Raw genomic sequence first — 22,685 nt, 5'->3', positions numbered from 1 at the left:
TCGAAATCGGGGGGATCATGCAAGAGACGCGGTACGACGTTGTCGGCATTGGCAATGCGATCGTCGACATCATCGGGCGCTGCGACGACGGTTTCCTGTCGAAGCACGACCTAGCCAAGGGCTTCATGCGTCTCATCGATGCCAGCGAGGCGGACAGACTCTATGGGCTGATGGGTCCTTCGATTGAGCGGTCGGGCGGCTCAGCAGCCAACACGATTGCGGGTCTTGCTTCGTTCGGCGGACGTGGTGCCTTCATCGGACGGGTGGCCGACGATCAGTTCGGCAAGGTCTTCTGGCACGACATCCATTCGGCAGGGGTGGCGTTCGATACGAGCCCGGCGGCGAATGGACTGCCGACTGCCGTTTGCCTGATCCTCGTTACGCCCGACGGCGAGCGCACGATGAATACGTTCCTTGGTGCCAGCACCGAGCTCGGCGTTGAAGAACTCAATGCAGAGATGATCGCTGCGGCGAAGATCACGTATTTGGAAGGCTATCTGTTCGACAAGCCGGAGGCGAAAGCCGCGTACTACGCCGCGGCTGAGATCGCGACGAAGGCTGGGCGCAAGACCGCGCTGTCGCTATCCGATGCGTTCTGCGTCGACCGGCATCGCGCCGACTTCCGCAAGCTGATCAAGGACGGCACCGATATCCTTTTCGCCAATGAGAAGGAGATCACGGCCCTCTATGAAGTGAACAGCTTCGACGAGGCCGTGGCGAAGGTGCGCGGTGAATGCCAGATTGCCGTGCTGACGCGATCGGAGGCCGGGTCGCTGATCGTAACGGCGAACGAGACCGTCGACGTTCGCCCGGTGCGCGTTGCCAAGGTGGTCGATGCGACTGGCGCGGGCGATCTCTACGCCGCGGGCTTCCTCTATGGATATACGCGCAACCTCAATCTGGCGGACTGCGGGCGCCTCGGGAGCCTCGCGGCGGCGGAGGTGATCAGCCATATCGGTGCGCGCCCCGAGCGTCCTCTATCTGCGATCGCCCAGCAGGAAGGCCTGCTGCCGCGCTGATGCGGGCGATCGCCCTACGTCAGGTTCGTGATGCAAAGCGAGGGTGCAATTGGGCCACAATAACCACCGATTGCATCGGCTCGCTGCTACAAGACATTTATTCTCCCTAGCAACGCACTGACTCACCAACATAATCCCCACAGACATCTGAGCGATTCGGGTTCGATTTAGATCGTTCTCGTCCAAGGTCATGGGGACCGATTGCATGCCGACCATGCAGCCGCGTTATGGACGTCCGAGGGGCAGTGGCCTCGACGACAGTCAGCAGCTCGAGAGCATTGCCGCCCTCCTTGCGGCCAATCCCGGCCTCAAACCGACGACCGCAATCCGCTCTCTTGGCGTTGAAGATCCATCCGCCATTCGCCGGCTGCGCGACAAGTTTCGCGTGGAGCAGGCGCGGCTGATGGCGAATGCGCGCCCCGAATTCCACAACATCGGACACTCAGTCACCCAAGCCCGCCGCGGCCAGCCTCTGCGCTCGGCGGTCTCTCGGCGGCAGCTCAAGAGTGTCCGCAGCAATGTTCCGGCCGGCCTTCCCAAGGCACCGGACAACGATATCGCCGCCGAACCCGCTCATGTAGCGACGCAGCCGCCGCTGCTCGCGAACTGGTTTGACTTTGGGCTTCGAGCGATGACGACGGCGATAGACCAGCATGCGGTGCTTGCCCAGCACTGGCTGCGTCACCCTGCGGTGGAGAACGCCGTGCGAGCCCAGCTCGCAGTCGGTTCCTTTCTCGTTGCGGTCAGTTCACCGCGAAAACCGCTGACGCCGCGCACTCATTGAGCGGCATCTCCTGCACATCGACCTAGAGCTAGAGCACGTCACTTGACGGGCCGCCTCCCCAAGGCGGCCCTTTTTTTGTCCGGCGACGTCTGCTCGCAGACGAGCTCAGAGCTTGCGCAGCGCGACGGATTCGATGTGGTGGTCGGCGGCCTTGCGCAGGATCAGGCGCGCGCGCTGGCGGGTCGGGAGGATGTTTTCCTCGAGGTTTCTGAGGTTGATCGAACGCCAGATGTCTCGCGCGCGAGCGACGGCCGCATCAGGCGAAAGACTGGCGTACTGGTGGAAGTATGCCGCGGGGTCGCGGAATGCGGTCGTACGCAAGCGCATGAAGCGGGCGACGTACCATTCGCCGATCACTTCGGGTTCTGCGTCGAGGTAGATCGAGAAGTCGAAGAAGTCGGACACAAAGGGGATGGCCTGGCCGTCGCGTGGCATGCGCGCCGGTTGCAGCACGTTGAGCCCTTCGACAATGAGAATGTCCGGGTTCTCAACGACGACCTTCTGGTCCGGAAGGATGTCGTAATGGAAGTGAGAATATACAGGCGCTTCAACGCGTTTTACGCCTGACTTCACACTCGCCAGGAAGTTTAGCAAGCGCGCGGTGTCGAAGCTTTCCGGGAAGCCCTTGCGGTCCATGATCTGGCGCCGCTCCAGCTCAGCGTTGGGCCAGAGGAAGCCGTCGGTGGTGATCTGGTCGACGCGCGGATGATCGGGCCAGCGGGCCAGCAGGGCTTTCAGCACACGGGCCGTGGTGCTCTTGCCGACCGCAACCGAACCGCCGACTCCGATGATGAATGGCACCTTGCCGTCCGTGCGGCCGAGAAACTTCGACGTGACGGAATGGAGCTGCTGGGCGGCGGCGACGTAGAGATTGAGAAGCCGCGACATCGGCAGGTAAATCGTCTCGACCTCGTCGACCGAAAGCTCTTCAATGAGGCCGGAGAGCTGCTCGAGCTCGCTCTCCTTCAGAGTCATCGGGGTATCGGCGCGCAGGCGGGCCCATTCCTCGCGCTGAAAAACGCGGTAGGGCGAGAACTGGAGATCTTCTCGGTTCGGCATCGGGGCCAGCGGCAGGGGCCTGATTGTTATTCGTTATATCAACGCTTAGTGCGCTCGGCCTTTTCTTTCAAACCGGACGTTCCCATCCGTTTGTCCAAGACGGCCAGAACATCGGCGAGCGCTACGTTGCGGCTCTCGAGCAAAACCAGCAGGTGATAGAGAAGGTCGGCGGCCTCTCCCTTAAGCGCCTCGTCACTTTCTCCGACCGCGGCGATGACGGTCTCGACGGCTTCCTCGCCGAGCTTTTTGGCGCAGCGCGCAGGGCCCGCATCGAGCAGCTGACGCGTATAGGAACTGTCGGCGGTCGCCGCGCGGCGGTCCTTAATGGTGGCTGCGAGTTGCAGCAACACGTCGCTCATATGGCGATCCTCAACGGGCGCAAGGGGTTACTGCGCCCGGCAGATGCAGCAACAGGGGCCTCGCGTCAAGCTGAGCGGCCCCCGTCTGGCCAGCCGGTCAGCCGCCGAGGCGCTGGCGGATGTAGTCGAGCTGATCGAAGTTGCCGAACTTGATGACGAGGTTTCCGCTCTCGCCCGAGCCGCGCTTGATCTCGACTTTGAGGCCGAGAATGTTCGACAGATCCTTCTCGAAGGCTTTGGTGTCCGGGTCTTTTTCGCGCGGAATGCGGGGCACGGGCATCGCCGGCGGAATGACATCGCCGCTTTGGACCAGGGCTTCGACTTCGCGCACGTTGAGAGCCTGGTCAATGATGCGCTGAGCCAGCTGGTCGGCGTCGTCGCGCCCAATCAGAGCGCGGGCGTGGCCGGCGGTGAGGCGGCCGTCCTGCACCATGGTCTGGACACCATCGGGCAGCTTCAAAAGGCGCAGCGTGTTGGCGACGTGGCTGCGCGATTTGCCGATGATCTCAGAAAGCTGCTCCTGGCTGTAATCGAATCGCTCGACCAGCTCACGATAGCCGGCGGCTTCCTCGATGGCGTTGAGGTCGGCGCGCTGCACGTTCTCGATGATGGCAAGCTCGAGCACCTCGCGGTCGTCGAGGTCGCGAGCGATCACGGGAACGGTGTGAATGCCAGCGAGCTGAGCGGCGCGCCAGCGGCGTTCGCCGGCGACGATTTCGTAGCCGTTGCCGTCTGGCGAGGGGCGCACGATGATCGGCTGGACGAGGCCCTTGGAGCGAATCGAATCAGCGAGCTCCGTTAGGTCCTCGTTGCGAAACTCCTTGCGCGGATTGAGCTTGCTGGGGCGGACTTCCGCCGTCGGCACCATGCGCTGCTCGCCCTCGGGCGGAAGATGCACGCGCCCGGGCTGCATCGGCTCCCCGATGAGCGAGGCAAGACCGCGTCCGAGGCGGCTCTTCTGCATTGGTGCGTTCATGGTTCCTCTGGGCGTTAGCTCTTCTAGGCCGCCTGGTTACGACGCTCGCGCTCGATGATTTCGGTCGCGAGTTTGATGTAGGCCTGACTGCCTGCGCAGTCGAAGTCGTAGAGAAGAATGGGCTTTCCGTGCGATGGCGCTTCGGCGACGCGGGTGTTACGCGGAATGATGGTCTCGTAGACCTTCGGGCCGAAGAAGGCGCGGACGTTTTCGGCAACTTCGCGCGAAAGCGAAGTGCGCGCGTCGTGCATGGTCAGAACCACGCCCTGGATTTCCAACGATGGATTGAGCGTGGCTCTGATCTGGTCGATCGATTCCTTGAGCTGCGAAATACCCTCGAGCGCGAAGAACTCGCACTGCACGGGAACCAGAACGGCGTTGGCGGCCGACAGCGCATTGAGCGTCAGAAGATTGAGCGAAGGCGGGCAATCGATCAGCACGTAATTGAAGCGCTGATCTTCCGGCAGAGCGCGCTGGCGCGCGATCATGGCGCCAACTGCGTCACGCAGGCGGAACGGCCTGTTCGAATCAGTCAGCTCGGCTTCGATGCCAACGAGGTCGTTGTTGGCGGGAACGACGTAGAGCCCCGGAACGGCCGTGGGCTGCGCGCATTCGATCAGGCCGATACCGCCGGTGAGAACGTCGAAACTCGTTTTCGGGCGGGCTTCGATGTCGATACCGAGGCCCGTTGAAGCGTTGCCCTGCGGATCGGTGTCGATAACGAGAACGCGCTCGCCAATAGAAGCCAGCGCGGTGCCGAGATTGATGGCGGTCGTCGTCTTGCCGACGCCGCCCTTCTGATTGGCAATTGCCAGAGTCCGGGCCTCTCCCGGACGCGTCATGCTCATCGCCGTTGACCCTCCTGCTTAGCCTGCAGCGCCCGGACTACGACGATTCGAGCACCGGCATCTGTCAGGCTGGGCTGCAGCGCACTTTCGAACGCCCACCGCTCCCTGGCCGCATCAACTTCCGTCTCGGCTTCGCGACCCTTCAAAAACAGCCCAGTTGTATGAGCCGAGAAGGCCGGAGCCGCCAATTCAAGCAGACGCGGCAAGGGCGCCAACGCGCGTGCGGTGATCACGTCGACGCCGCCAAGCTTAGTTTGAGTCGCAACTTTTTCGATTCGCTCGGGTTGGATGTCCACAGCTGCTCCAGTGCGACGGGCGACTTCGCGGAGAAAGGCGGCCTTGCGGGTGTCGCTTTCGACCAAAGTCATCTTAGCCCCTTCCCGGTCTGCGAGGAGAATCCCCAAAACGAGGCCCGGAAAGCCGGCGCCGGAGCCCAGATCGAGCCAATTTCGAGCTTCGGGCGGCGCCAGAGCGAGGAGCTGGGCCGAATCGGCGAAATGGCGGTGCCAGATGTCGGCCAGGGTGCTCGGGGCCACGAGATTTATCGTTTTCTGCCACTGGCGAAGCAGGGTCTCGTAGGCGGAAAGTTTCTCAGTCGTTTCACGTGAAACGCCGAAAACGCGAGCAAAATCAGCGGGCGAATCGATTTTCGCGGCAGGGACTGCGCCCATCAGGCGGATTTCCGGGCAGGGGCTGATTTGAGCTGGGCGAGGACGAGAAGCAGGGCGGCCGGGGTGATTCCGTCGATGCGGGCGGCGTGAGCGATCGTGGCCGGGCGGTGCTTATCGAGCTTCTGGCGGACCTCGGTGGAAAGGCCGGGCAGGGCCGCATAGTCAAAGCCCTGAGGAATGGCGAGGGCTTCGTCCCGGCGCAGGGCGGCAACATCCAGCTCCTGGCGCTCGACATAGGCGGCATAGTGGGCATCGACAGCCACCTGGTCGGCGACAGCGGGGGGCAGGGCGGCGATTTCCGGCCAGATGGCGGCGAGGCGGGCCATGTCGACGTTCGGAAGGGCCAGAAGCTCAAAGGCAGTGCGGCGGCGGCCATCGCGATTGACGTCGAGGCCGTGGCGACCGGCTTCCGTCGGCGTGAGAGATAACTTTAAGATCAGCTCCGAAGCCGCTGATAGCGCTTTCTCTTTCTCCGCATACGCAGCGCGCCGGTCGGGGCCCACACAGCCGATCTCGAGACCAAGCGGGGTGAGCCTCTGGTCGGCGTTGTCGGCACGCAGGCGCAGGCGGTACTCCGCCCGCGAGGTGAACATGCGGTAGGGCTCGGTGACGCCGCGGGTGACGAGGTCGTCGATCATCACACCGAGGTAGCCGTCGGCGCGGGAGACGACGAAGTCCGGCTCGCGGCCGCCGGCGAGGATGGCGGCGTTGATGCCGGCGGCGAGGCCCTGGGCGGCGGCTTCCTCGTAGCCGGTGGTGCCGTTGATCTGACCGGCGAGAAACAGGCCTGGCAGGCGGCTAACTTGAAGGCACGGGGTCAGTTCGCGCGGATCGACGTAGTCATATTCGATGGCGTAGCCGGGCCGCTTGATGACGGCATTTTCCAGCCCTGGCATGGTGCGGATGAAGGCTTCCTGCACGTCGGCGGGCAGCGAGGTCGAGATGCCGTTGGGATAGACGGTGTCGTCGTCGAGGCCCTCGGGTTCGAGAAAGACCTGGTGGGTCTCGCGGCCGGCGAAGCGGACGACTTTGTCTTCGATCGACGGGCAGTAGCGCGGCCCGGTCGATGAGATTTGCCCGGAATACATGGCCGAACAGCCGAGGTTGGCGCGGATGATGGCGTGCGCCGCCTCGGTGGTGCGAGTGATGGCGCAGGTCACCTGGGGCGTGGTGATCCGGTCGGTCAGGAAAGAGAAGGGCACCGGGGGATCGTCGGCTGCCTGCTGCTCGAGGCTGTCCCAGGCAATCGACGCCTTCGATAGCCGGGCCGGGGTGCCGGTCTTGAGCCGGCCGAGCTGGAGGCCGAGGGCGTAGAGGCGGTCAGACAGCTTGAGGGCCGGCGCTTCGCCAGCGCGGCCGGCGGGGATTTTTTCGTCCCCCAGATGGATCAGGCCGTTGAGGAAAGTGCCGGTTGTGAGGACCACGGCGCCAGCGGAGAGCCGGCGGCCATCAGCCGTCACGACGCCGCCAACGCGCCCATTGGACACGATCAGGTCCTCGACGCCGCCTTCGACGACTTCGAGGTTCGGCGTGGCGCGGATCGCGGCCTGCATGGCGGCGCGGTAGAGCTTGCGGTCAGCCTGGGTGCGTGGCCCCTGGACGGCGGGGCCCTTGGACCGGTTGAGCAGGCGGAACTGGATGCCGGCAGCGTCGGCGACGCGGCCCATGAGGCCGTCGAGGGCGTCCACCTCGCGCACCAGGTGGCCTTTGCCGAGGCCGCCGATGGCCGGGTTGCAGGACATCTCGCCGACGGTGGCGAAGGAGTGGGTGACGAGGGCCGTGCGGGCGCCCATGCGTGCGGCTGCGGCCGCGGCTTCGCAGCCGGCGTGGCCGCCGCCAACAACGATCACGTCGAACCTAGCGTCTGACATCTGCAAAATCCGGGTGTTGAGCCGCGAACCTACTGGAGAGGGCGTGCCGAATCAAAGGGCCGGATCGTGGTTAAGAGAGTGTTTCACGTGAATCACGACCCGGGCATGCTCGGCAAAGGGCAAGGGCCTGCAGGCGAGTTTCACGTGAAACGTTTTGTTGACAGGTGGCTGGGAATCAAACCGCCTGGACACTTTAACGAGGTGTTTCACGTGAATCGATTTGGCAGCCGGAGTCCGCAAGGGACTCGGTTGGTTAAGAAAATGTTTCACGTGAATCAAAGTTGCTGCATCAACTTATGGTTAATAATCTGTTTCACGTGAATCACGTCTGCCTGCCGGCCATGGTTAATCAAGTGTTTCACGTGAATCGTCGTCCGATCTATTTGCCGATGCAGAAGCGGCCGAAGATTTCGCCCAGGACATCTTCTACATCGATGCGGCCGGTGATGCGTCCCAGCGCACTTGCCGCCTGGCGAAGGTCCTCAGCACGCAGTTCCTGTTCCATCATGTTGCCCTGCATGAACGCATGTACTGCGCTCATGCATTGCGTGAGTTGCTGGCGGTAGCGCTCGCGGGTGATGGCCGGTGTCGTCGAGGCGCCGATGCGGTCGCGTGCAGCTGCCGTGATCGCGGCGACCAGCTGCGGGAGTCCGGCTCCGGTCTTGGCTGAGATGGCGACATGGCCGGCACTCAGGGCGGCGCCGGGGATATCTATTTTGGTGGCGACGGGGATGAGAAACTTGTCCCCGCGGCTGATGTCCTCAGGCGGGGGCGTGGCGACGGGGGCTGTCGCATCGCTCAGCCAGAGGATGAGGTCAGCCTCTCTGGCGTGTGCCAGTGCACGGCGGATGCCTTCCTTTTCGACCTCACCAGACGCGGTGCGGATGCCTGCGGTGTCGGTGACGATGACTGGTAGACCTTCCAGATCGAGACGCACCTCGATGGCGTCGCGTGTCGTGCCGGCCTCCTCGGAGACGATAGCAGCTTCTCTTCGCGCGAGAGCGTTCAAGAGGCTGGATTTGCCGGCGTTGGGGGGACCGGCGAGGACGACGCGGAAGCCGTCGCGCAGGATCTCGCCGCGGTGACCATCATCGAGGTGGGCGGCGATTTCTCCTCCCAGCGTGCGGACGATGGCGAGCGCGCGGTCCGCTGCGTCGGTCGCGACATCGTCCTCGTCGCTGAAGTCGATGGCGGCTTCCATGAGTGCACTGGCTTCGAGGATGTCACGGCGCCAGCCTTCGTAGAGGTTCGAGAGCGCGCCGCGCATTTGTGCCAGCGCCTGGCTGCGTTGGGCGTCGGTCTCCGCGTCGATGAGATCGGCGAGGCCTTCGATCTGCGCGAGGTCGAGTTTGCCGTTCTCGAACGCGCGGCGGGCGAACTCTCCAGGCTCGGCGAGGCGGCAGCCTTCAAGGCTTCCGAGGGCAGAGAGGACGGCTTTGACGACCGCCGGGCTGCCGTGGAGGTGCAGCTCGGCCATGTCCTCGCCGGTCTCGGTGCGTGGGGCGGCGAACCAGAGCACCAATGCCTCGTCGAGGAGGTCTCCGCTGTGAGGGTCTCGGATGCGTCTCAGCGCGGCATAGCGATGATCGGGACGGGGTGGTGACATCCGATCGAGGACATCCCCAGCGCAGGGTCCACTGATGCGGATGACAGCTACACCGGAGTGTCCTGGTGCGGTCGAAAGGGCAAAGATTGTCGTTGGTGCGGCCATGCACTGAACTAGCCGTTAGGGCGTTAAGGCCCCATGTTAGCCGCGGGCCGCGGTTTGGACCGGCAGCAGGGGAAGGTGATGAGCGAGAACCGCCTTAGCAGAGAGACGAGCCCATATCTCCTGCAGCATAAAGACAACCCCGTCCACTGGTGGGCTTGGGGGCCCGATGCGCTCGCCGAGGCGAAGCGCACGGGCAAGCCGATCATGCTGTCTGTCGGTTATGCCGCCTGCCACTGGTGCCACGTGATGGCGCACGAGAGCTTCGAAGACCAGGCGACTGCTGCGGTGATGAACGAGCTGTTCGTCAACATCAAGGTGGACCGCGAGGAGCGTCCCGACATCGATGCCATCTACATGAGCGCGCTGCATACGCTGGGCGAACATGGTGGATGGCCGCTGACGATGTTCCTCGATGCCGATGCGCGTCCCGTTTGGGGTGGCACCTACTTTCCGAAGGATACGCGATACGGCCGGCCTGCGTTCGTCGATGTGCTGAAGCGCGTCGCGGCGGTGTTCCGCGATGAGCCTGAGAAGGTGGCAGAGAGCGCGCGCGAACTAACGGCGGCGCTGAAGAGGGAGCCGCGCGAAGGTGCTGCGGCGGCGACCATCGATGACCGGCTTTTGAAGGATCTCACCGTGCGCCTGGTGCCCGCGGTCGATCCTGTATTCGGCGGCCTGCAGGGCGCACCGAAGTTTCCGCAGTGGAGCTTCTTCTGGCTGTTGTGGCGCGGCGGCATTCGCTACGACCATGCGCCGGCGCGCGAGGCGGTGATACGCACGCTCGATCATATCTGCCAGGGCGGCATTTACGATCATCTCGGTGGAGGCTTCGCGCGCTACTCGGTGGATGCCTTCTGGCTGGTGCCGCACTTCGAGAAGATGCTCTACGACAATGCGCTGCTGATCGACCTGATGACGGAGGTCTATCGCGAGACGCGTTCGGAGCTCTACCGGGTGCGCGTTGCCGAGACGGTCGGATGGCTGCAGCGCGAGATGATTGCAGAGGGCGGCGGGTTCGCAGCTTCGCTCGATGCCGACTCCGAAGGCGAGGAAGGCAAGTTCTACGTCTGGTCACCGGAAGAGATCGTGGGCGTACTCGGTGAAGAGGACGGGCGGTACTTCGCGCAGGCTTACGACGTCACTAAGGACGGCAATTTCGAAGGACACAACATCCTCAACCGACTGCAGCAGGTGCCACTGCGCAGCGCGGAGGAGGAGGCACGGCTTGCGACCTTGCGCGTGAAGCTGCTGGCGGAGCGTGACAAGCGCGTGCGTCCCGGCTGGGACGACAAGGTGCTGGCCGACTGGAACGGGTTGATGATCGCGGCGCTGGCGCGGGCGTCGGTGGTGTTCGGCGAGCCGTCATGGCTGGGGATGGCCCAGCGCGCGTTCGACTTTGTGGTGACGCGCATGAGCCGCGATGGTCGGCTCCTTCACAGCTATCGCGACGGACGCGCCAAAGCTCCGGCGACTGCGAGCGATTACGCGAACATGATCTGGGGTGCGCTCAGATTGTTCGAGGCAACGGCTTCGAAGCACTACTTCGATCAAGCGGCTGCATGGGTAGATGTGCTCAACAAGCACTATTGGGTGGCAGACGGTGGCGGCTACGCGACGTCGGCCGACGATACTGACGATGTCATCGTTCGACTCAGGCCGGGAAGCGACGATGCGACACCAAATGCCAATGCCATCATGCTTGCCAATCTCGTTGCTTTAACAACTATAAGCGGGGATGAGCGATTCGCGGAGCGCGCCGCGGCATTGGTGGCGGCGTTCGCCCCGGAGGTGGGGCGCAATATTGTCGCACATACCGGCCTGCTTGCTGGTGCGTTCGACTATCTGGCGCCACAGCAGGTCGTGATTGCCGGAGATCAGTTTGAAGGTGGTGCAGAGCTGATCAAGGTCATCAGAAGTATTTCTTTGCCCGGGGCTCTAACATACGCTCTGCATGACGCTGCGAGTGGTGCGACATTACCGGGCCTCGCCGGTAAGAATCCTGTTAACCGGGTTGCGACAGCTTACGTGTGTCTTGGGCCGCAGTGCTCACCGCCGCTGACAGCGCCCGACGAACTCGCTCGAACGCTAAAAGAACAACGAAGTCTGTAAACAAGCTCAATACGCGTGAGGTGACATCATAGAGCTGGTTGAGTTTGCCCGTTGGCCATCGCCATTGCGCGCATCTCTGCCGGTAATCGGATGTCGGAGTTAGCTGGAACTCGTGACGCCCCTTTCGGAGACTTGCTGATGTCGGCACTACGCACGATCGTGCGCTACGGCTATGCACCCTTCATGATGTTCGGCCTGACGGCCGCTGCCTATTGGGTGGTTTCCGAGCTTGTGGTCGCGCAGGGCCACACGTGGGCCTATCTGCTGATCCTGCCGCTGCTGGTAATCGCCTATGCTACGGCGTTCGGCGCGGAGAAGATCGCGCCCTTCTTCGATGACTGGAACGATCACGAGACGCACGGCGACAATACCGCCAACTTCCTGCATCTCGTCGTCTACGAGTATCAGGCAACGGTCGGCGTGCTGCTGATCCCGGTGATCTGCTGGCTGTTCCCGTTCCAGGGCCTGTGGCCGACGCAGTGGCCGATGTGGGCGCAGGTGATCATGGCGTTCGTTTTCGCCGACTTCGCGTTCATGGCGATGCACTACATCAGCCACAAGTGGGCTCCGATGTGGCGGCTGCATGCGGTGCATCACGGCGTCGGACGGCTTTACGGCTTCAATGGCGTGCTGCGGCATCCGCTGCACCAGGTGATCGACATGGTGGTCGGCAACATGCCGCTGGTGATCATCGGCATGCCGGTGCCGGTGGCCGTGGTGCTGGGCTTCCTCATCACGGTGACGCTGATTGTGCAGCACTCGAATGTGGATGCACAGCTGGGACCGCTACAGAAGCATCTGTCGATCGGACGCGTGCACCACATGCACCATGTGAACTGGGGCACCGAGGGCGACTGCAACTTCGGGCTCTTGCTGACGATCTGGGATCGCCTGTTCGGCACGTTCCAGCCCGAGCCGTCGCGGCCGATCACGGCCAAGGACATGGGTGTCGACGAGCTGCCGCATTACCCCAAGGGCTACATCGAGCAGGTGCTGCTACCGCTCTACTACAAGCCTGGGCAGGGCGAACCGGAGCGCTATAAGCCGAAGGCGCAGCCGGCCGAGACACCCGCTCAGGAAGCACGCCGCATCGTTGACGCCGCGGAGTAGGTCGGGATCGGAAGAACGACCTATCAGCGACATTGCAGACAAACAAAAAGGGCCGCGTGAAGCGGCCCTTTTCATGTGAAGCGCGCTGGTGCGCGATCAGGTGTTCATCGACTGGAAGAACTCGCCGTTGGTCTTGGTCGAGCGCAGCTTGTCGATGAGGAACTCGATGCCGTCCTGAGTGCCCATCGGGTTGAGGATACGGCGCAGGACGTAGACCTTCTTGAGCTGGTCCTTCGGAACGAGCAGGTCCTCCTTGCGGGTGCCGGACCGGGATACGTCGATCGCCGGGAAGACGCGCTTGTCGGAGACCTTGCGGTCGAGAATGATTTCCGAGTTACCGGTGCCCTTGAACTCTTCGAAGATGACTTCGTCCATGCGCGAGCCGGTGTCGATGAGGGCCGTCGCGATGATGGTCAGCGAGCCACCTTCTTCGATGTTGCGGGCCGCACCGAAGAAGCGCTTCGGGCGCTGCAGGGCGTTGGAGTCGACACCGCCGGTCAGCACCTTGCCAGAGGACGGCACAACGGTGTTGTAGGCGCGACCCAGACGCGTGATCGAGTCGAGCAAGATGACCACGTCGCGCTTGTGCTCGACGAGGCGCTTTGCCTTCTCGATGACCATCTCCGAGACCTGCACGTGGCGTGATGGCGGCTCGTCGAAGGTGGAGGAGATCACTTCACCCTTCACCGAGCGCTGCATGTCGGTGACCTCTTCCGGGCGCTCGTCGATGAGCAGCACGATGAGGTAGCACTCGGGGTGATTGGTGGTGATGGAGTGGGCGATGTTCTGCAGCAGCACCGTCTTACCGGTGCGCGGCGGAGCGACGATCAGAGCGCGCTGGCCTTTGCCGAGCGGGGCGACGATGTCGATCACGCGCGGGGAGAGATCCTTGACGGTCGGATCCTCGGTCTCGAGCTTCAGCCACTCGGTCGGATAGAGCGGCGTCAGGTTGTCGAAGTTGATCTTGTGCTTGGTCGCCTCCGGGTCCTCGAAGTTGATCTTCGAGACCTTCAGGAGCGCAAAGTAACGCTCGCCTTCCTTGGGTGAGCGGATCACGCCTTCGACGGTGTCGCCCGAGCGCAGGGCGAAACGCCGGATCTGCGAGGGCGAGACATAGATGTCATCGGGGCCGGGCAAATAGTTGGCGTCGGGCGAGCGCAGGAAGCCGAAGCCGTCCTGCAGCACCTCGACGACACCCGTGCCGACAATTTCAACCTCTTTGGCGGCGAGCTGCTTCAGGGTCGCGAACATCAACTCCTGCTTGCGCATGGTTGATCCGTTCTCGACGCCGTGCTCTTCCGCGAAGCTCAGCAGCTCCGTAGGAGTCTTGAGCTTGAGGTCTTCGAGCTTCATTTCCTTCATGGAATGCTCCGGAGGGCCACGGCGGATGAGGCGGGATGTGAAAGAGGCCGTGGCCGGAAGGTGGGGGGTTTCGTAAGTCGTGGCAAAGCCACGAGGCGGTCGGCCTTACCCCTTGAGGTGGGGCCTTGGCGACCAACTCATAGGCCTGAGCGGCCCCGAGTCGATGTGGAATTAGCAAGGCTTATAGCAGATCGAAAAGCCAGAGAAAAGCTATTAGGTCAAGATTTAAGTCAGAACGGCTTCACCACAACAAGAAGCACGATGACGATCATGAGGACCGTCGGCACCTCGTTCCACATGCGCCAGGCGCGCTGGGAGGTGGTGTTGGCATCGGCGGCGAAACGACGGACAGAGGCTGAGAAAAATCCGTGCACGCCGGACATGGCGAGTACGAGTGCCAGCTTGGCGTGCATCCAGCCGTCGGAGAAGAAGGCCCCCTGCCAGGCGAGCCAAAGCCCGAGCACCCAAGTGAGCACCATGGCCGGGTTGATGATGACGGTGAGTAGCCGGTGCTCCATGACCTTGAAGGTCTCGGATTGGGCAGAGCCCTTTGGCGCCTCGCAGTGATAAATGAACAGTCGCGGCAGATACAACATGCCCGCCATCCAGGCGATGACGGCGATGATGTGCGCGGCCTTGATCCACAGGTAGGCGGCATCTCCAAAGATGAGCCAGCCCGCCACGAGCAAACCTACCGTGATCGCCAGCGCGACCGCTGCGCGTTTCGCTGGTGAGGCGCTGTGCGGCGGCAGATCGGCCATGGTTCAGACGTCCGGCTTTGAGGAGCGAACGCGCTCGACCAGCTGGGCGACGTGCTCGGGCGGGGTCTGCGGAATGATGCCGTGTCCGAGGTTGAAGATGAACGGTGATCCGCGAAGCGCGTCGATCGTTGCATCGATGCGCGCATCGAGCATGGGACCGCCGGCGGCCAGTAACAGCGGATCGAGGTTGCCCTGCACGGCAACGCCCGCTCTCTGCGCAAGCTCCTGCATCTGTCGCAACGGCATGGCCGTGTCGCATCCAAGTCCCTCGACGCGCGTTTCGTGCGCGTAGCGTTCTGCGTTGCTGCCTGCCCCACGCGGAAAACCGATGATCGGCACCTGCGGGTGGCGGCGTCTCAGCTCTGCGGCGATTCTACGGGTCGGCGCCACCACCCAATCATCGAATTCCCCATCCGGGAGGTTGCCGGCCCAGCTGTCGAAGATCTGCAGGCAGTCGGCACCGGCGCGCACCTGGCCGTCGAGATATTCGATCGAGGTCTCGGTGACGATGTCGATCAGCTGCGTGAAGGTTGCGCGATCGCGGTAGGCGAGGGTGCGGGCGGCGGCCTGGTCGGATGAACCCTGGCCACCGACCATGTAGGTCGCCACGGTCCACGGGGCGCCGCAAAATCCGATCAGCGCCACTTCGGGCGGCAGATCTTGGCGCAGGCGCTGGACGGTTTCGTAGACGCGGGAGAATTTTTCGCCCGTGGCGCCGGGGTTCAGGCGGGCGAGACCGGCGGCGTCGGTGATCGGATCGAGGCGCGGGCCTTCGCCCTCGACGAAGCGGACGCCCTGGCCAAGCGCGTCGGGGACGACGAGGATGTCGGAGAACAGGATCGCCGCGTCGAAGCCATAGCGGCGGATCGGCTGCAGGGTGACTTCAGCGGCAAGGGCCGGCGTGTAGCACAGGTCGAGGAAGCCGCCGACGGAGGCGCGCACTTGGCGGTACTCCGGCAGGTAGCGTCCAGCTTGGCGCATGAGCCAGATCGGCGGTGGCCAGCAGGCTTCGCCGAAAAGGACCTCCAGCAGCTTGCGCTTGGGAAGGGATTTGGCCGAAGCCTGTGCGGGTGCACCCATCTGTACTTAAACCAATCTAGAATCTTAGACTTTTATTTTTACTTCTCTTACCCCAGGGGGTTCTGAGGATTAGCAGTTTGTCCTAGCCTAATCCGAAGGTCGCGCACAGGGGTAGACGAGCGGTTGCTGATCTGGTGGTTCGAAAGGTCCAGAGCCACTAGAGCGATTTATGGACTGTCCAAACAACGCTCTAGGGCATGTTGGGCCGCTGCAACTGCTACGGCGGACATGTTGAGAGGTGCTGGACGAGGGGCCAAGAACACTCCAATCCTCATGGAGAGGCGTACTCCCTGTTGGACAGTCCCGGATTGGGAGAATGTGGGGAGTGTCGTGGACGAAATGACGGGGCTCTGGCATCAAGCCGGCGGGTTGCAGTGCCTCTCTGGATAACTAGGGCGGTTATCAACATTCCATCCCGCTGATATGGCGAGGGTCATGGCAAGCGATTTGCCGAGTTTCTTTCACCTGCATCTCGTGTCGGATTCGACGGGCGAGACGCTCACCACAATCGCTAAGGCGGCATCGGTGCAGTACGCGCTGGTGCGTCCGATCGAGCACGTGCATCCGCTCGTCAGAACTGCGCGGCAGATGAAGCGCGTTTTGCAAGAGATCGAGCAGGCTCCGGGGATCGTGCTCTATACGATCACCAATCATGAGCTTTCCGAGGAGTTGGAGAAGCGCTGCAGCGAACTGAAGATTCCCTGCCTCGCCGTTCTGCAGCCGATCATGCAAGTGCTGGAGAGCTATTTGGGAGCGCCGCGGACACCGACGGTGGCCGGCCAGCATGTGCTCGATGCCGACTATTTCCGGCGCATCGATGCCCTGAACTTCACGATGGCGCACGATGACGGGCACCTGCCCAACGATCTCAATGACGCCGATATCATTGTGCTCGGGATATCGCGGACATCGAAGACGCCGACCTGCATTTATCTCGCCCAGCGCGGATACAAGACGGCCAACGTGCCGCTGGTGCCGTCCATACCGCTGCCCGAAAAGCTGACGAAGCCACATAGCGCTTTCGTCGTGTGCCTGATTGCGAGCCCGGATCGCATCGCTGAAGTGCGGCGGCATCGGGCGATGCTATTGGCCGACCGCAACCTCGGCGATTACGTCGATCGCGACCGCATCAACGCGGAAATTGCCTATTCACGCAAGGTGTGTGCGCAGAACGGGTGGCCGGTGATCGACGTGACGCGGCGGTCGGTGGAGGAGTCGGCGGCCCAAATCCTGAAGCTGCTGCACGATCGCGATGCGGCTAAGGAAGAAGCAAAGAACGTCAGTGATGGTTGAAGACTCTTTAGATTTGCGGTGACGCAAGTGGAGAGAGGCATTTGTGCGGCGATGTTGAACGGGTGGATGGCCGCGCCAAGGGCGCGGGGCCCGTTGGGCCCTTGCCGCTTCGCGGCGAAGAGGCGTGACAAGCGTGGAAGGCAACATGAGCTCGGGTGTGCGGGAGATTGTTCTGGCGTCAGGAAGCCGGGCGCGGCGGGAAATGCTGGCCGCAGCGGGCGTGCCGTTCACAGTGCAGGCCGCGGATGTCGACGAGCCGGCAATTCGCGCGCAGCTATTCGCAGAGGACAAGCATATCGCGCCGGAAAAGATCGCGGAGAAGCTGGCGATTGCGAAGGCGGAGGACGTGAGCGGCAAGCGCGCCGGGTGCGTCGTCATCGGTGCCGATCAGGTGCTGGCGCTCGACGGTGAATTGCTGAGCAAGGCACCGAATATCGAAGCTGCGCGCGAGGCGTTGCAGCGGTTGCGCGGGCGGACGCACGAGTTGCACTCCGCGGTGGTGTTCGCCGAGGACGGCAATGTGAGCTTCACGCACGTTGGCACAGCGAAGCTGACGATGCGGGATTTCTCAGACGGTTTCCTCGATGACTACCTGAACCGTGCGGCCGACCGCGTGACGCAGACGGTGGGCGCCTATGAACTGGAAGGGCTGGGCATCCAGCTCTTTGAAGTGATCGAGGGCGACTATTTCACGATTCTCGGCATGCCGCTGCTTCCGGTGATGACCGAACTGCGCTGGCGCGGGATCTTGTCGACATGAAACGTGCCTGCGTCATCGGTTGGCCTATCGAGCATTCGCGCTCGCCGATCATTCACGGCTATTGGCTGATGAAGTACGGCATCGATGGCAGCTATATCAAAGAGGCGGTGCGGCCGGACGAGGTCGCAGACTTTTTGCGCTCGCTGGACAGGCGCGGCTTCGTTGGCTGCAACGTGACGGTGCCGCACAAGGAGCTGGCCTACGCGATAGCCGACGAGCGCGAGGCCTCGGCGCGCGCGGTGCAAGCGGCGAATACCTTGTGGCTGGAAGGTGGAAAGCTGCACGCTGCCAACACCGACACATACGGCTTCATGACAAACCTCGACCATGCGGCTCCGGCCTGGAAAGCGCATGATGGGCCGGCTTGTGTGCTGGGCGCGGGCGGCGCGGCGCGGGCCATCGTGCACGGGGTGCTCGAAGCCGGCGTGGACGAGGTGCGCATTTTCAACAGGACGCGGCAGCGGGCGGAGGTGCTCGCCGAAACGTTCGGTCCGCGGGTGAAGGTGTTCGACTGGGACGCGCGCAGCGAGGCATCGCGCGAGGCTTGCGTGCTGGTCAACACGACTGCGGCAGGTCTCAAGGGCGCGGGTACGCTGGGAATGGACTTTGCCGGCTTCAATCCGGATTGCGTCGTCGCCGACATCGTCTATGTGCCGCTCGAAACCGAGCTGCTCGCCGAAGCGCGGAAGGAGGGCTTGCGCACCGTGGATGGGTTGGGGATGCTGCTCTATCAGGCTGTGCCTGGGTTCGAGAAATGGTTCGGCGTGCGCCCACAGGTGACTGACGAACTGCGCGCAATTCTCATCGCCGACGTCGAGGGGAAAAAATGCTGATCGTGGGGCTCACTGGCTCGATTGGCATGGGGAAGTCCACAGCCGCAGCTTTCCTGCGCTTGCGGGGCGTGCCCGTGTTCGATGCCGACGCGGAGGTGCACCGCCTCTATGCCAGTGGAAAAGCGGTGGAACGGATCGAGCGGGCCTTTCCGGGAACGACAACGCAGGCGGGTGTCGATCGCACACGGTTGAGTACGGCGATCATCTCGCATCCGGAACGTCTGCGCGAGCTGGAAGCAATCGTGCACCCGATGGTGCGGGAGTCGGAGCGATCGTTCCTGCGCGCCGAGGCGCGGCGGGGCACGCAGATCGCTGTCCTCGAGATTCCGCTGCTCTTTGAAACCAACGCGAACAAGCTGGTCGACGTGGTGATCGTGCTTTCCGCCCCGGCCGAGATCCAGCGCGAGCGGTTGCTCAATCGCGTCGGCATGACGAAAGAGAAGCTGGACGGGCTGCTGGCGCGGCAGATGCCGGATGCCGAGAAGCGCGCGCGGGCCGATTTCGTCGTCGACACGGGCAGCGGGACGGCGGCAAGCGAGGCGCACCTCGACAAGATCCTCGCCGAGCTGGAAACGTGGTCGGGTGAGGCTTATGCCCGCGAGTGGGCTTGACCGGACGAGCCGAATCGCGGCGTCAAAATAGAATGCGCGAAATCATCCTCGATACGGAAACGACTGGTCTCGACCCGCTCAAGGGAGACCGTCTGATCGAGATCGGCTGCATCGAGCTGATCAACCGGATTCCTTCGGGCCGCGAGTATCACTGCTTCATCAATCCCGAGCGCGACGTGCCGAAAGAGGCCGAGAACGTGCACGGGATCTCGACGGAGTTCCTGCGTGACAAGCCGAAGTTTGCGCAGGTGGCGCACTCGTTCCTGGAGTTCATCGCCGAGGATGGGCTCGTCATCCACAATGCGGCGTTCGACATCGGCTTTTTGAATTTCGAGCTGGGGCGCTTGTCGCTCGGGCAGATCGCGATGGATCGCGTCACGTGCACGCTGCAGCTTGCAAAGCGGCGCCATCCCGCGGGTCCGAACAATCTCGATGCCTTGTGCAAACGCTACGGCATCGACAATACCAAGCGCACCAAGCACGGCGCGCTCGTCGACTCGCTGCTGCTGGCCGAAGTCTATATCGAGCTGCTGGGCGCACGGCAGGCGGCGTTCGTCGAGCTATCGATGGGATCGTCGAATGCGCAGGGTGGCGAGATCACGACCTTGCAGCGTGGCAACGCGCAACAGCGGCCGAGCCCGCTGCTGCCTCGCCTCTCGGTGGACCTTGAAAAGGCGCACGCAGAGTTCGTTGCCTCGCTGGGCGAGAACGCGATCTGGAAGAAATTTATGGTCGCCGACGCTGGTTGAAGTTCTGTTCTTTCTAGACTGACACAGGCGTCGAGAAGCTCGCTTTGCGGTGAGCGCAGCGCGAGTGGATAGCCGCGCTTTTTTGCGCCGCCGATTCACGTCCTCGCAGATAGACGCTCGGACGATCGGAGGCGGGGCGCGGGGCCCTTTGGGCCCTTGCCGTTGCGCGGCCAAGAGGAATGCATGCTCACCAGAAGAGCAAGCCGGCGCTAGCGTGGACCCCGACCTCCGTCGGGGTGACGTTGGGCGTGCATCGGTAGGGTGAGGGGCTTCTAATAGCGGCGGAGGCCGCCGTCCCAGGGAGTCTGCTGCGGGCCGTCGTTCTCGCGCATCAGATAACCGCCGATGTCGCTGGCGGGCTGGCCGGCGTAGCGCTGCTCAGAGTTGCGCATCTCGGCAAGCGCGCGATCATCATCCTTGTAGCCCTGATGACGGGCAGCCGTTTCCGCAGACCAAGGCGCGGGTTTGCAGGTGCAGCCCTCCACCAGTTTCTTACGATAGAGGAATGCTGTCGGCGTCTGCGCGTAGGGGCGGCCAGCCATGTCGACCATGGTTTCGATGGTGCCGCCGTTGGTCGGGTAATAGTAGAGCTGCGCTTCGCCATCGCAGCGCGCCTGGCAGGTGCGCGCATCCTGGTAGAGCCGCTCGCGGCCGACATTGTCGCCGATGGGGAAATAGAAGCCATCGCATGTGCGCACGCACAGCGACCGGTAGCGCGTGTTGTCGCGCGGCCAGCCATCCTCGGAATAGCCGTAGCCGTAGTCGAAGCGCTGTCCGCCGTAGCCGAAGTTATACGTCGGCGCTGGCATGCGCTCGGCTGGGCGGGAATTGCCCCAACCGAACAGACGGGAGAAGAAGCCCTCGGCGAAAGCCGGCTCGTACGCGGCAGCAGATGCGGCCAGCGCGCCGAGGGCAATCATCATGGCACGCGACTGACGCATCTCGACGCTGACGCTCCGCAACTAAACTCAACGGACGTAGCATCGGCCCAACATGGCAAATAAAGTCTGAATGCGCGTGTCTTTGCGCGGCTAAATCGTCAGGACGACTTTGCCGACGGCTTGCCGCTTCTCGATGACGGCGAGCGCATCGCGAATGTCATCCAACGCAAAGGTGCCGTGGATGCGCGGATTGAGCTGGCCTTTCGCGACCCAATCGAGCACCTGCACCATGTTGGCGCGGTGGCCGGCTGGATCGCGCTTTACTGCTTCGCCCCAGAAAACGCCCAACGCATCGCAGCCCTTCAGCAGCAACAGATTGAGCGGGATCTTGGGAATGTCGCCGGATGCGAAACCGACGACGAGGAAGCGGCCTTGCCATGCGGTTGCTCGCAAAGCTTGCTCCGATGAGGCGCCGCCAACGCAATCGTAGACGACGTCGACGCCCTTGCCATCGGTGAGGGCGCGCAATGCATCCTTGAGGTCGGTGCCGCTGTAATCGATCGCGTCGTCGGCGCCGTGAGCTTTGGTGACGGCGAGCTTCTCGGGAGAGGACGCAACGGCGATGACGCGTGCGCCCATCAGCTTGGCGATCTCAACCGCCGCAAGGCCGGCGCCGCCGGCGGCACCCAGCACGGCGATACTCTCGCCCGGCTGCAAGCGGGCGCGATCCTTGAGGCCGTGAATGGCCGTGCCGTAGGTGACCGAGACGCCGGCGGCGACGACGTCGCTGACGCCGTCAGGAATGGGGATGACGGCTTCGGCCTTGGCGATGACTTTCTCGCGGGCGCCGCCCCAGCCGATGTAGGCGGCGACGCGCTCGCCAACCGTCAGGCCAGTGACACCCGGGCCCAGCGCCGCAACGGTCCCGGCAATCTCGGCAGAGGGGGAGAAGGGCAGGTCGGGCTTTGACTGGTACTTTCCGCGCGTGATGAGGGTGTCGAAATAGTTGAGTGCGGCAGCCTTAACGTCGATCAGAATCTCGCCGGGGCCTGGCTGCGAAACAGCCAAGTCGTCGATGACGAGCGCGCTGGGACCCTCGAGGCTCTTGCAAAGTGCTGCTTTCATGTAAAACCTCCCGCCAACAGGGTAATTTCGCCCAGAACGCCATCGACTACGCCCTTCCACCACGCCCTGGAGCGCGCCGCAAGCGGCCGCCGGGCACGAGAGCCAAATGACCGACAGACAACAGAGCACCTGGCCGCCCACGCCGCGCGGCTACTTCGCGATCGGCGCGGAGCGCATGTCCAAATCGTTGAACCTCGGCAACCTGATGCGCTCGGCGCACGGGTTCGGTGCCAGCTTCACATTTACGGTGGGGGCGACGTACCGGGCGCTGGAGGCGTTCGCGGATACGTCGAAGAGCCAGCTGCACCTGCCGCACTACAACTGGGCGAGCCTCGACGACATGGCGCTGCCCAATGGGTGCAAGCTCGTCGGGATCGAACTCGTTGAAAATGCAGTCGATCTTCCGAGCTTTAGACATCCGTTGCGCGCCGCGTACGTGCTGGGACCGGAACAGGGTTCGCTGTCGGACGAACTGCTGGCGCGGTGCGAGCACGTGGTGCGCATCCCAACGAAATTCTGCATCAACGTCGCCATGGCCGGGGCCATCGTCATGTACGACCGGGTACGCACCATGGCGCGGTTTCCGGATCGGCCAGTGGGCGAGGGAGGTCCGGTGGCAAAAGCGTCCGCCGATGGATCACGCTCTCGCGAAACCGGGGGTAAGGTGGGCCCCGAAGGGTGACACTCCGGTCACGGGTGCATATGCTCACCTC

22 protein-coding genes are annotated in these 22,685 nt (G+C 63.2%); 10 read left to right on the top strand and 12 right to left on the bottom strand.

The features are described 5' to 3' along the window. The first annotated feature begins 17 nt into the window (after positions 1-17). Together NDB2M4_RS03190 and NDB2M4_RS03185 are read left to right on the top strand one after the other, a co-directional pair. A complete protein-coding gene (locus NDB2M4_RS03190) occupies positions 18-1,019 on the top strand; it encodes an adenosine kinase (protein WP_072369969.1) in 1,002 nt (333 codons plus the stop codon). A 205-nt stretch (positions 1,020-1,224) separates the two neighbouring features. After that, on the top strand, positions 1,225-1,803 hold the full coding sequence (locus NDB2M4_RS03185) for a YjbH domain-containing protein (RefSeq protein ID WP_139247072.1): 579 nt from the start codon (positions 1,225-1,227) through the stop codon (positions 1,801-1,803). Positions 1,804-1,908: 105 nt separating this feature from the next. Here the strand turns inward: NDB2M4_RS03185 and coaA are convergent, their stop codons facing one another. The 7 genes from coaA to mnmE all read right to left on the bottom strand — a co-directional run bounded on the left by coaA (position 1,909) and on the right by mnmE (position 9,298). After that, positions 1,909-2,862 carry a type I pantothenate kinase gene (gene coaA, locus NDB2M4_RS03180; RefSeq protein WP_072369963.1) on the bottom strand — a complete coding sequence of 318 codons (954 nt, stop codon included), beginning with the start codon at positions 2,860-2,862 and terminating at the stop codon, positions 1,909-1,911. Between the two features lie 38 nt (positions 2,863-2,900). Then, positions 2,901-3,221, bottom strand: a complete 321-nt coding sequence (locus NDB2M4_RS03175) for a phosphoribosyl-ATP diphosphatase (protein ID WP_072369960.1) — start codon at positions 3,219-3,221, stop codon at positions 2,901-2,903. A 97-nt stretch (positions 3,222-3,318) separates the two neighbouring features. Beyond that, positions 3,319-4,197, bottom strand: a complete 879-nt coding sequence (locus tag NDB2M4_RS03170; protein WP_072369957.1) for a ParB/RepB/Spo0J family partition protein — start codon at positions 4,195-4,197, stop codon at positions 3,319-3,321. 23 nt (positions 4,198-4,220) lie between these two features. Next, positions 4,221-5,039 (bottom strand): ParA family protein, encoded by an 819-nt coding sequence (locus NDB2M4_RS03165; RefSeq protein WP_072371734.1) that lies wholly within the window; start codon positions 5,037-5,039, stop codon positions 4,221-4,223. Positions 5,040-5,041: 2 nt separating this feature from the next. Continuing rightward, the gene (gene rsmG, locus NDB2M4_RS03160; RefSeq protein WP_072369954.1) at positions 5,042-5,716 is read right to left on the bottom strand and encodes a 16S rRNA (guanine(527)-N(7))-methyltransferase RsmG; all 675 of its coding nucleotides are present in this window, start codon (positions 5,714-5,716) and stop codon (positions 5,042-5,044) included. Beyond that, positions 5,716-7,587, bottom strand: coding sequence for a tRNA uridine-5-carboxymethylaminomethyl(34) synthesis enzyme MnmG (mnmG, locus tag NDB2M4_RS03155; RefSeq protein WP_072369951.1), 1,872 nt, complete (start codon positions 7,585-7,587; stop codon positions 5,716-5,718). The genes rsmG and mnmG overlap by 1 nt, the downstream gene beginning before the upstream one ends. A 379-nt stretch (positions 7,588-7,966) precedes the next feature. Further along, positions 7,967-9,298, bottom strand: coding sequence for a tRNA uridine-5-carboxymethylaminomethyl(34) synthesis GTPase MnmE (gene mnmE / locus NDB2M4_RS03150; RefSeq protein WP_072369948.1), 1,332 nt, complete (start codon positions 9,296-9,298; stop codon positions 7,967-7,969). 78 nt (positions 9,299-9,376) lie between these two features. On the opposite strand from mnmE, the gene NDB2M4_RS03145 reads away from it, so the two are divergent. Both NDB2M4_RS03145 and NDB2M4_RS03140 read left to right on the top strand, forming a co-directional pair. Further along, positions 9,377-11,407: a thioredoxin domain-containing protein gene (locus tag NDB2M4_RS03145; protein WP_072371731.1), complete on the top strand. Its 2,031-nt coding sequence runs from the start codon at positions 9,377-9,379 to the stop codon at positions 11,405-11,407. A 138-nt stretch (positions 11,408-11,545) separates the two neighbouring features. Next, a complete protein-coding gene (locus NDB2M4_RS03140; RefSeq protein WP_072369945.1) occupies positions 11,546-12,517 on the top strand; it encodes a sterol desaturase family protein in 972 nt (323 codons plus the stop codon). Between the two features lie 96 nt (positions 12,518-12,613). On the opposite strand, the gene rho is transcribed toward NDB2M4_RS03140, so the two are convergent. The 3 genes from rho to hemE all read right to left on the bottom strand — a co-directional run bounded on the left by rho (position 12,614) and on the right by hemE (position 15,720). After that, positions 12,614-13,879, bottom strand: coding sequence for a transcription termination factor Rho (gene rho, locus NDB2M4_RS03135; RefSeq protein ID WP_072369942.1), 1,266 nt, complete (start codon positions 13,877-13,879; stop codon positions 12,614-12,616). A gap of 230 nt (positions 13,880-14,109) precedes the next feature. Then, complete coding sequence (gene hemJ, locus NDB2M4_RS03130; RefSeq protein ID WP_072369939.1) at positions 14,110-14,640, bottom strand: protoporphyrinogen oxidase HemJ; 531 nt, start codon at positions 14,638-14,640, stop codon at positions 14,110-14,112. A 3-nt stretch (positions 14,641-14,643) separates the two neighbouring features. After that, positions 14,644-15,720, bottom strand: a complete 1,077-nt coding sequence (hemE, locus tag NDB2M4_RS03125) for a uroporphyrinogen decarboxylase (protein WP_072369936.1) — start codon at positions 15,718-15,720, stop codon at positions 14,644-14,646. A 435-nt stretch (positions 15,721-16,155) separates the two neighbouring features. Between hemE and NDB2M4_RS03120 the strand changes: the two genes are divergently transcribed. The 5 genes from NDB2M4_RS03120 (at position 16,156) to dnaQ (ending at position 19,966) form a co-directional block, all read left to right on the top strand. Beyond that, positions 16,156-17,013, top strand: a complete 858-nt coding sequence (locus NDB2M4_RS03120) for a pyruvate, water dikinase regulatory protein (protein ID WP_139247071.1) — start codon at positions 16,156-16,158, stop codon at positions 17,011-17,013. 145 nt (positions 17,014-17,158) lie between these two features. After that, positions 17,159-17,773, top strand: a complete 615-nt coding sequence (locus NDB2M4_RS03115; protein ID WP_072371728.1) for a Maf family protein — start codon at positions 17,159-17,161, stop codon at positions 17,771-17,773. Then, complete coding sequence (locus NDB2M4_RS03110; protein WP_072369931.1) at positions 17,770-18,606, top strand: shikimate dehydrogenase; 837 nt, start codon at positions 17,770-17,772, stop codon at positions 18,604-18,606. The genes NDB2M4_RS03115 and NDB2M4_RS03110 overlap by 4 nt, the downstream gene beginning before the upstream one ends. Further along, complete coding sequence (gene coaE / locus NDB2M4_RS03105) at positions 18,600-19,217, top strand: dephospho-CoA kinase (RefSeq protein WP_072369928.1); 618 nt, start codon at positions 18,600-18,602, stop codon at positions 19,215-19,217. The genes NDB2M4_RS03110 and coaE overlap by 7 nt, the downstream gene beginning before the upstream one ends. 32 nt (positions 19,218-19,249) lie before the next feature. After that, on the top strand, positions 19,250-19,966 hold the full coding sequence (gene dnaQ, locus NDB2M4_RS03100; RefSeq protein WP_072369925.1) for a DNA polymerase III subunit epsilon: 717 nt from the start codon (positions 19,250-19,252) through the stop codon (positions 19,964-19,966). Between the two features lie 272 nt (positions 19,967-20,238). Here dnaQ and NDB2M4_RS03095 read toward each other — a convergent pair whose 3' ends face one another. After that, positions 20,239-20,907 (bottom strand): DUF2865 domain-containing protein, encoded by a 669-nt coding sequence (locus NDB2M4_RS03095; RefSeq protein WP_072369922.1) that lies wholly within the window; start codon positions 20,905-20,907, stop codon positions 20,239-20,241. A gap of 90 nt (positions 20,908-20,997) precedes the next feature. After that, positions 20,998-21,972 (bottom strand): NADPH:quinone oxidoreductase family protein, encoded by a 975-nt coding sequence (locus tag NDB2M4_RS03090; RefSeq protein WP_072369919.1) that lies wholly within the window; start codon positions 21,970-21,972, stop codon positions 20,998-21,000. Positions 21,973-22,078: 106 nt separating this feature from the next. Between NDB2M4_RS03090 and NDB2M4_RS03085 the strand changes: the two genes are divergently transcribed. Then, the gene (locus tag NDB2M4_RS03085) at positions 22,079-22,654 is read left to right on the top strand and encodes an RNA methyltransferase (RefSeq protein ID WP_072369916.1); all 576 of its coding nucleotides are present in this window, start codon (positions 22,079-22,081) and stop codon (positions 22,652-22,654) included. The last annotated feature ends 31 nt before the right edge of the window (positions 22,655-22,685 follow it).

Origin of the sequence: Hyphomicrobium sp. NDB2Meth4 (assembly GCF_900117445.1) — a bacterium.
Lineage (GTDB): Bacteria > Pseudomonadota > Alphaproteobacteria > Rhizobiales > Hyphomicrobiaceae > Hyphomicrobium_A.
This window is presented reverse-complemented; position numbering and strand designations above follow the sequence as displayed.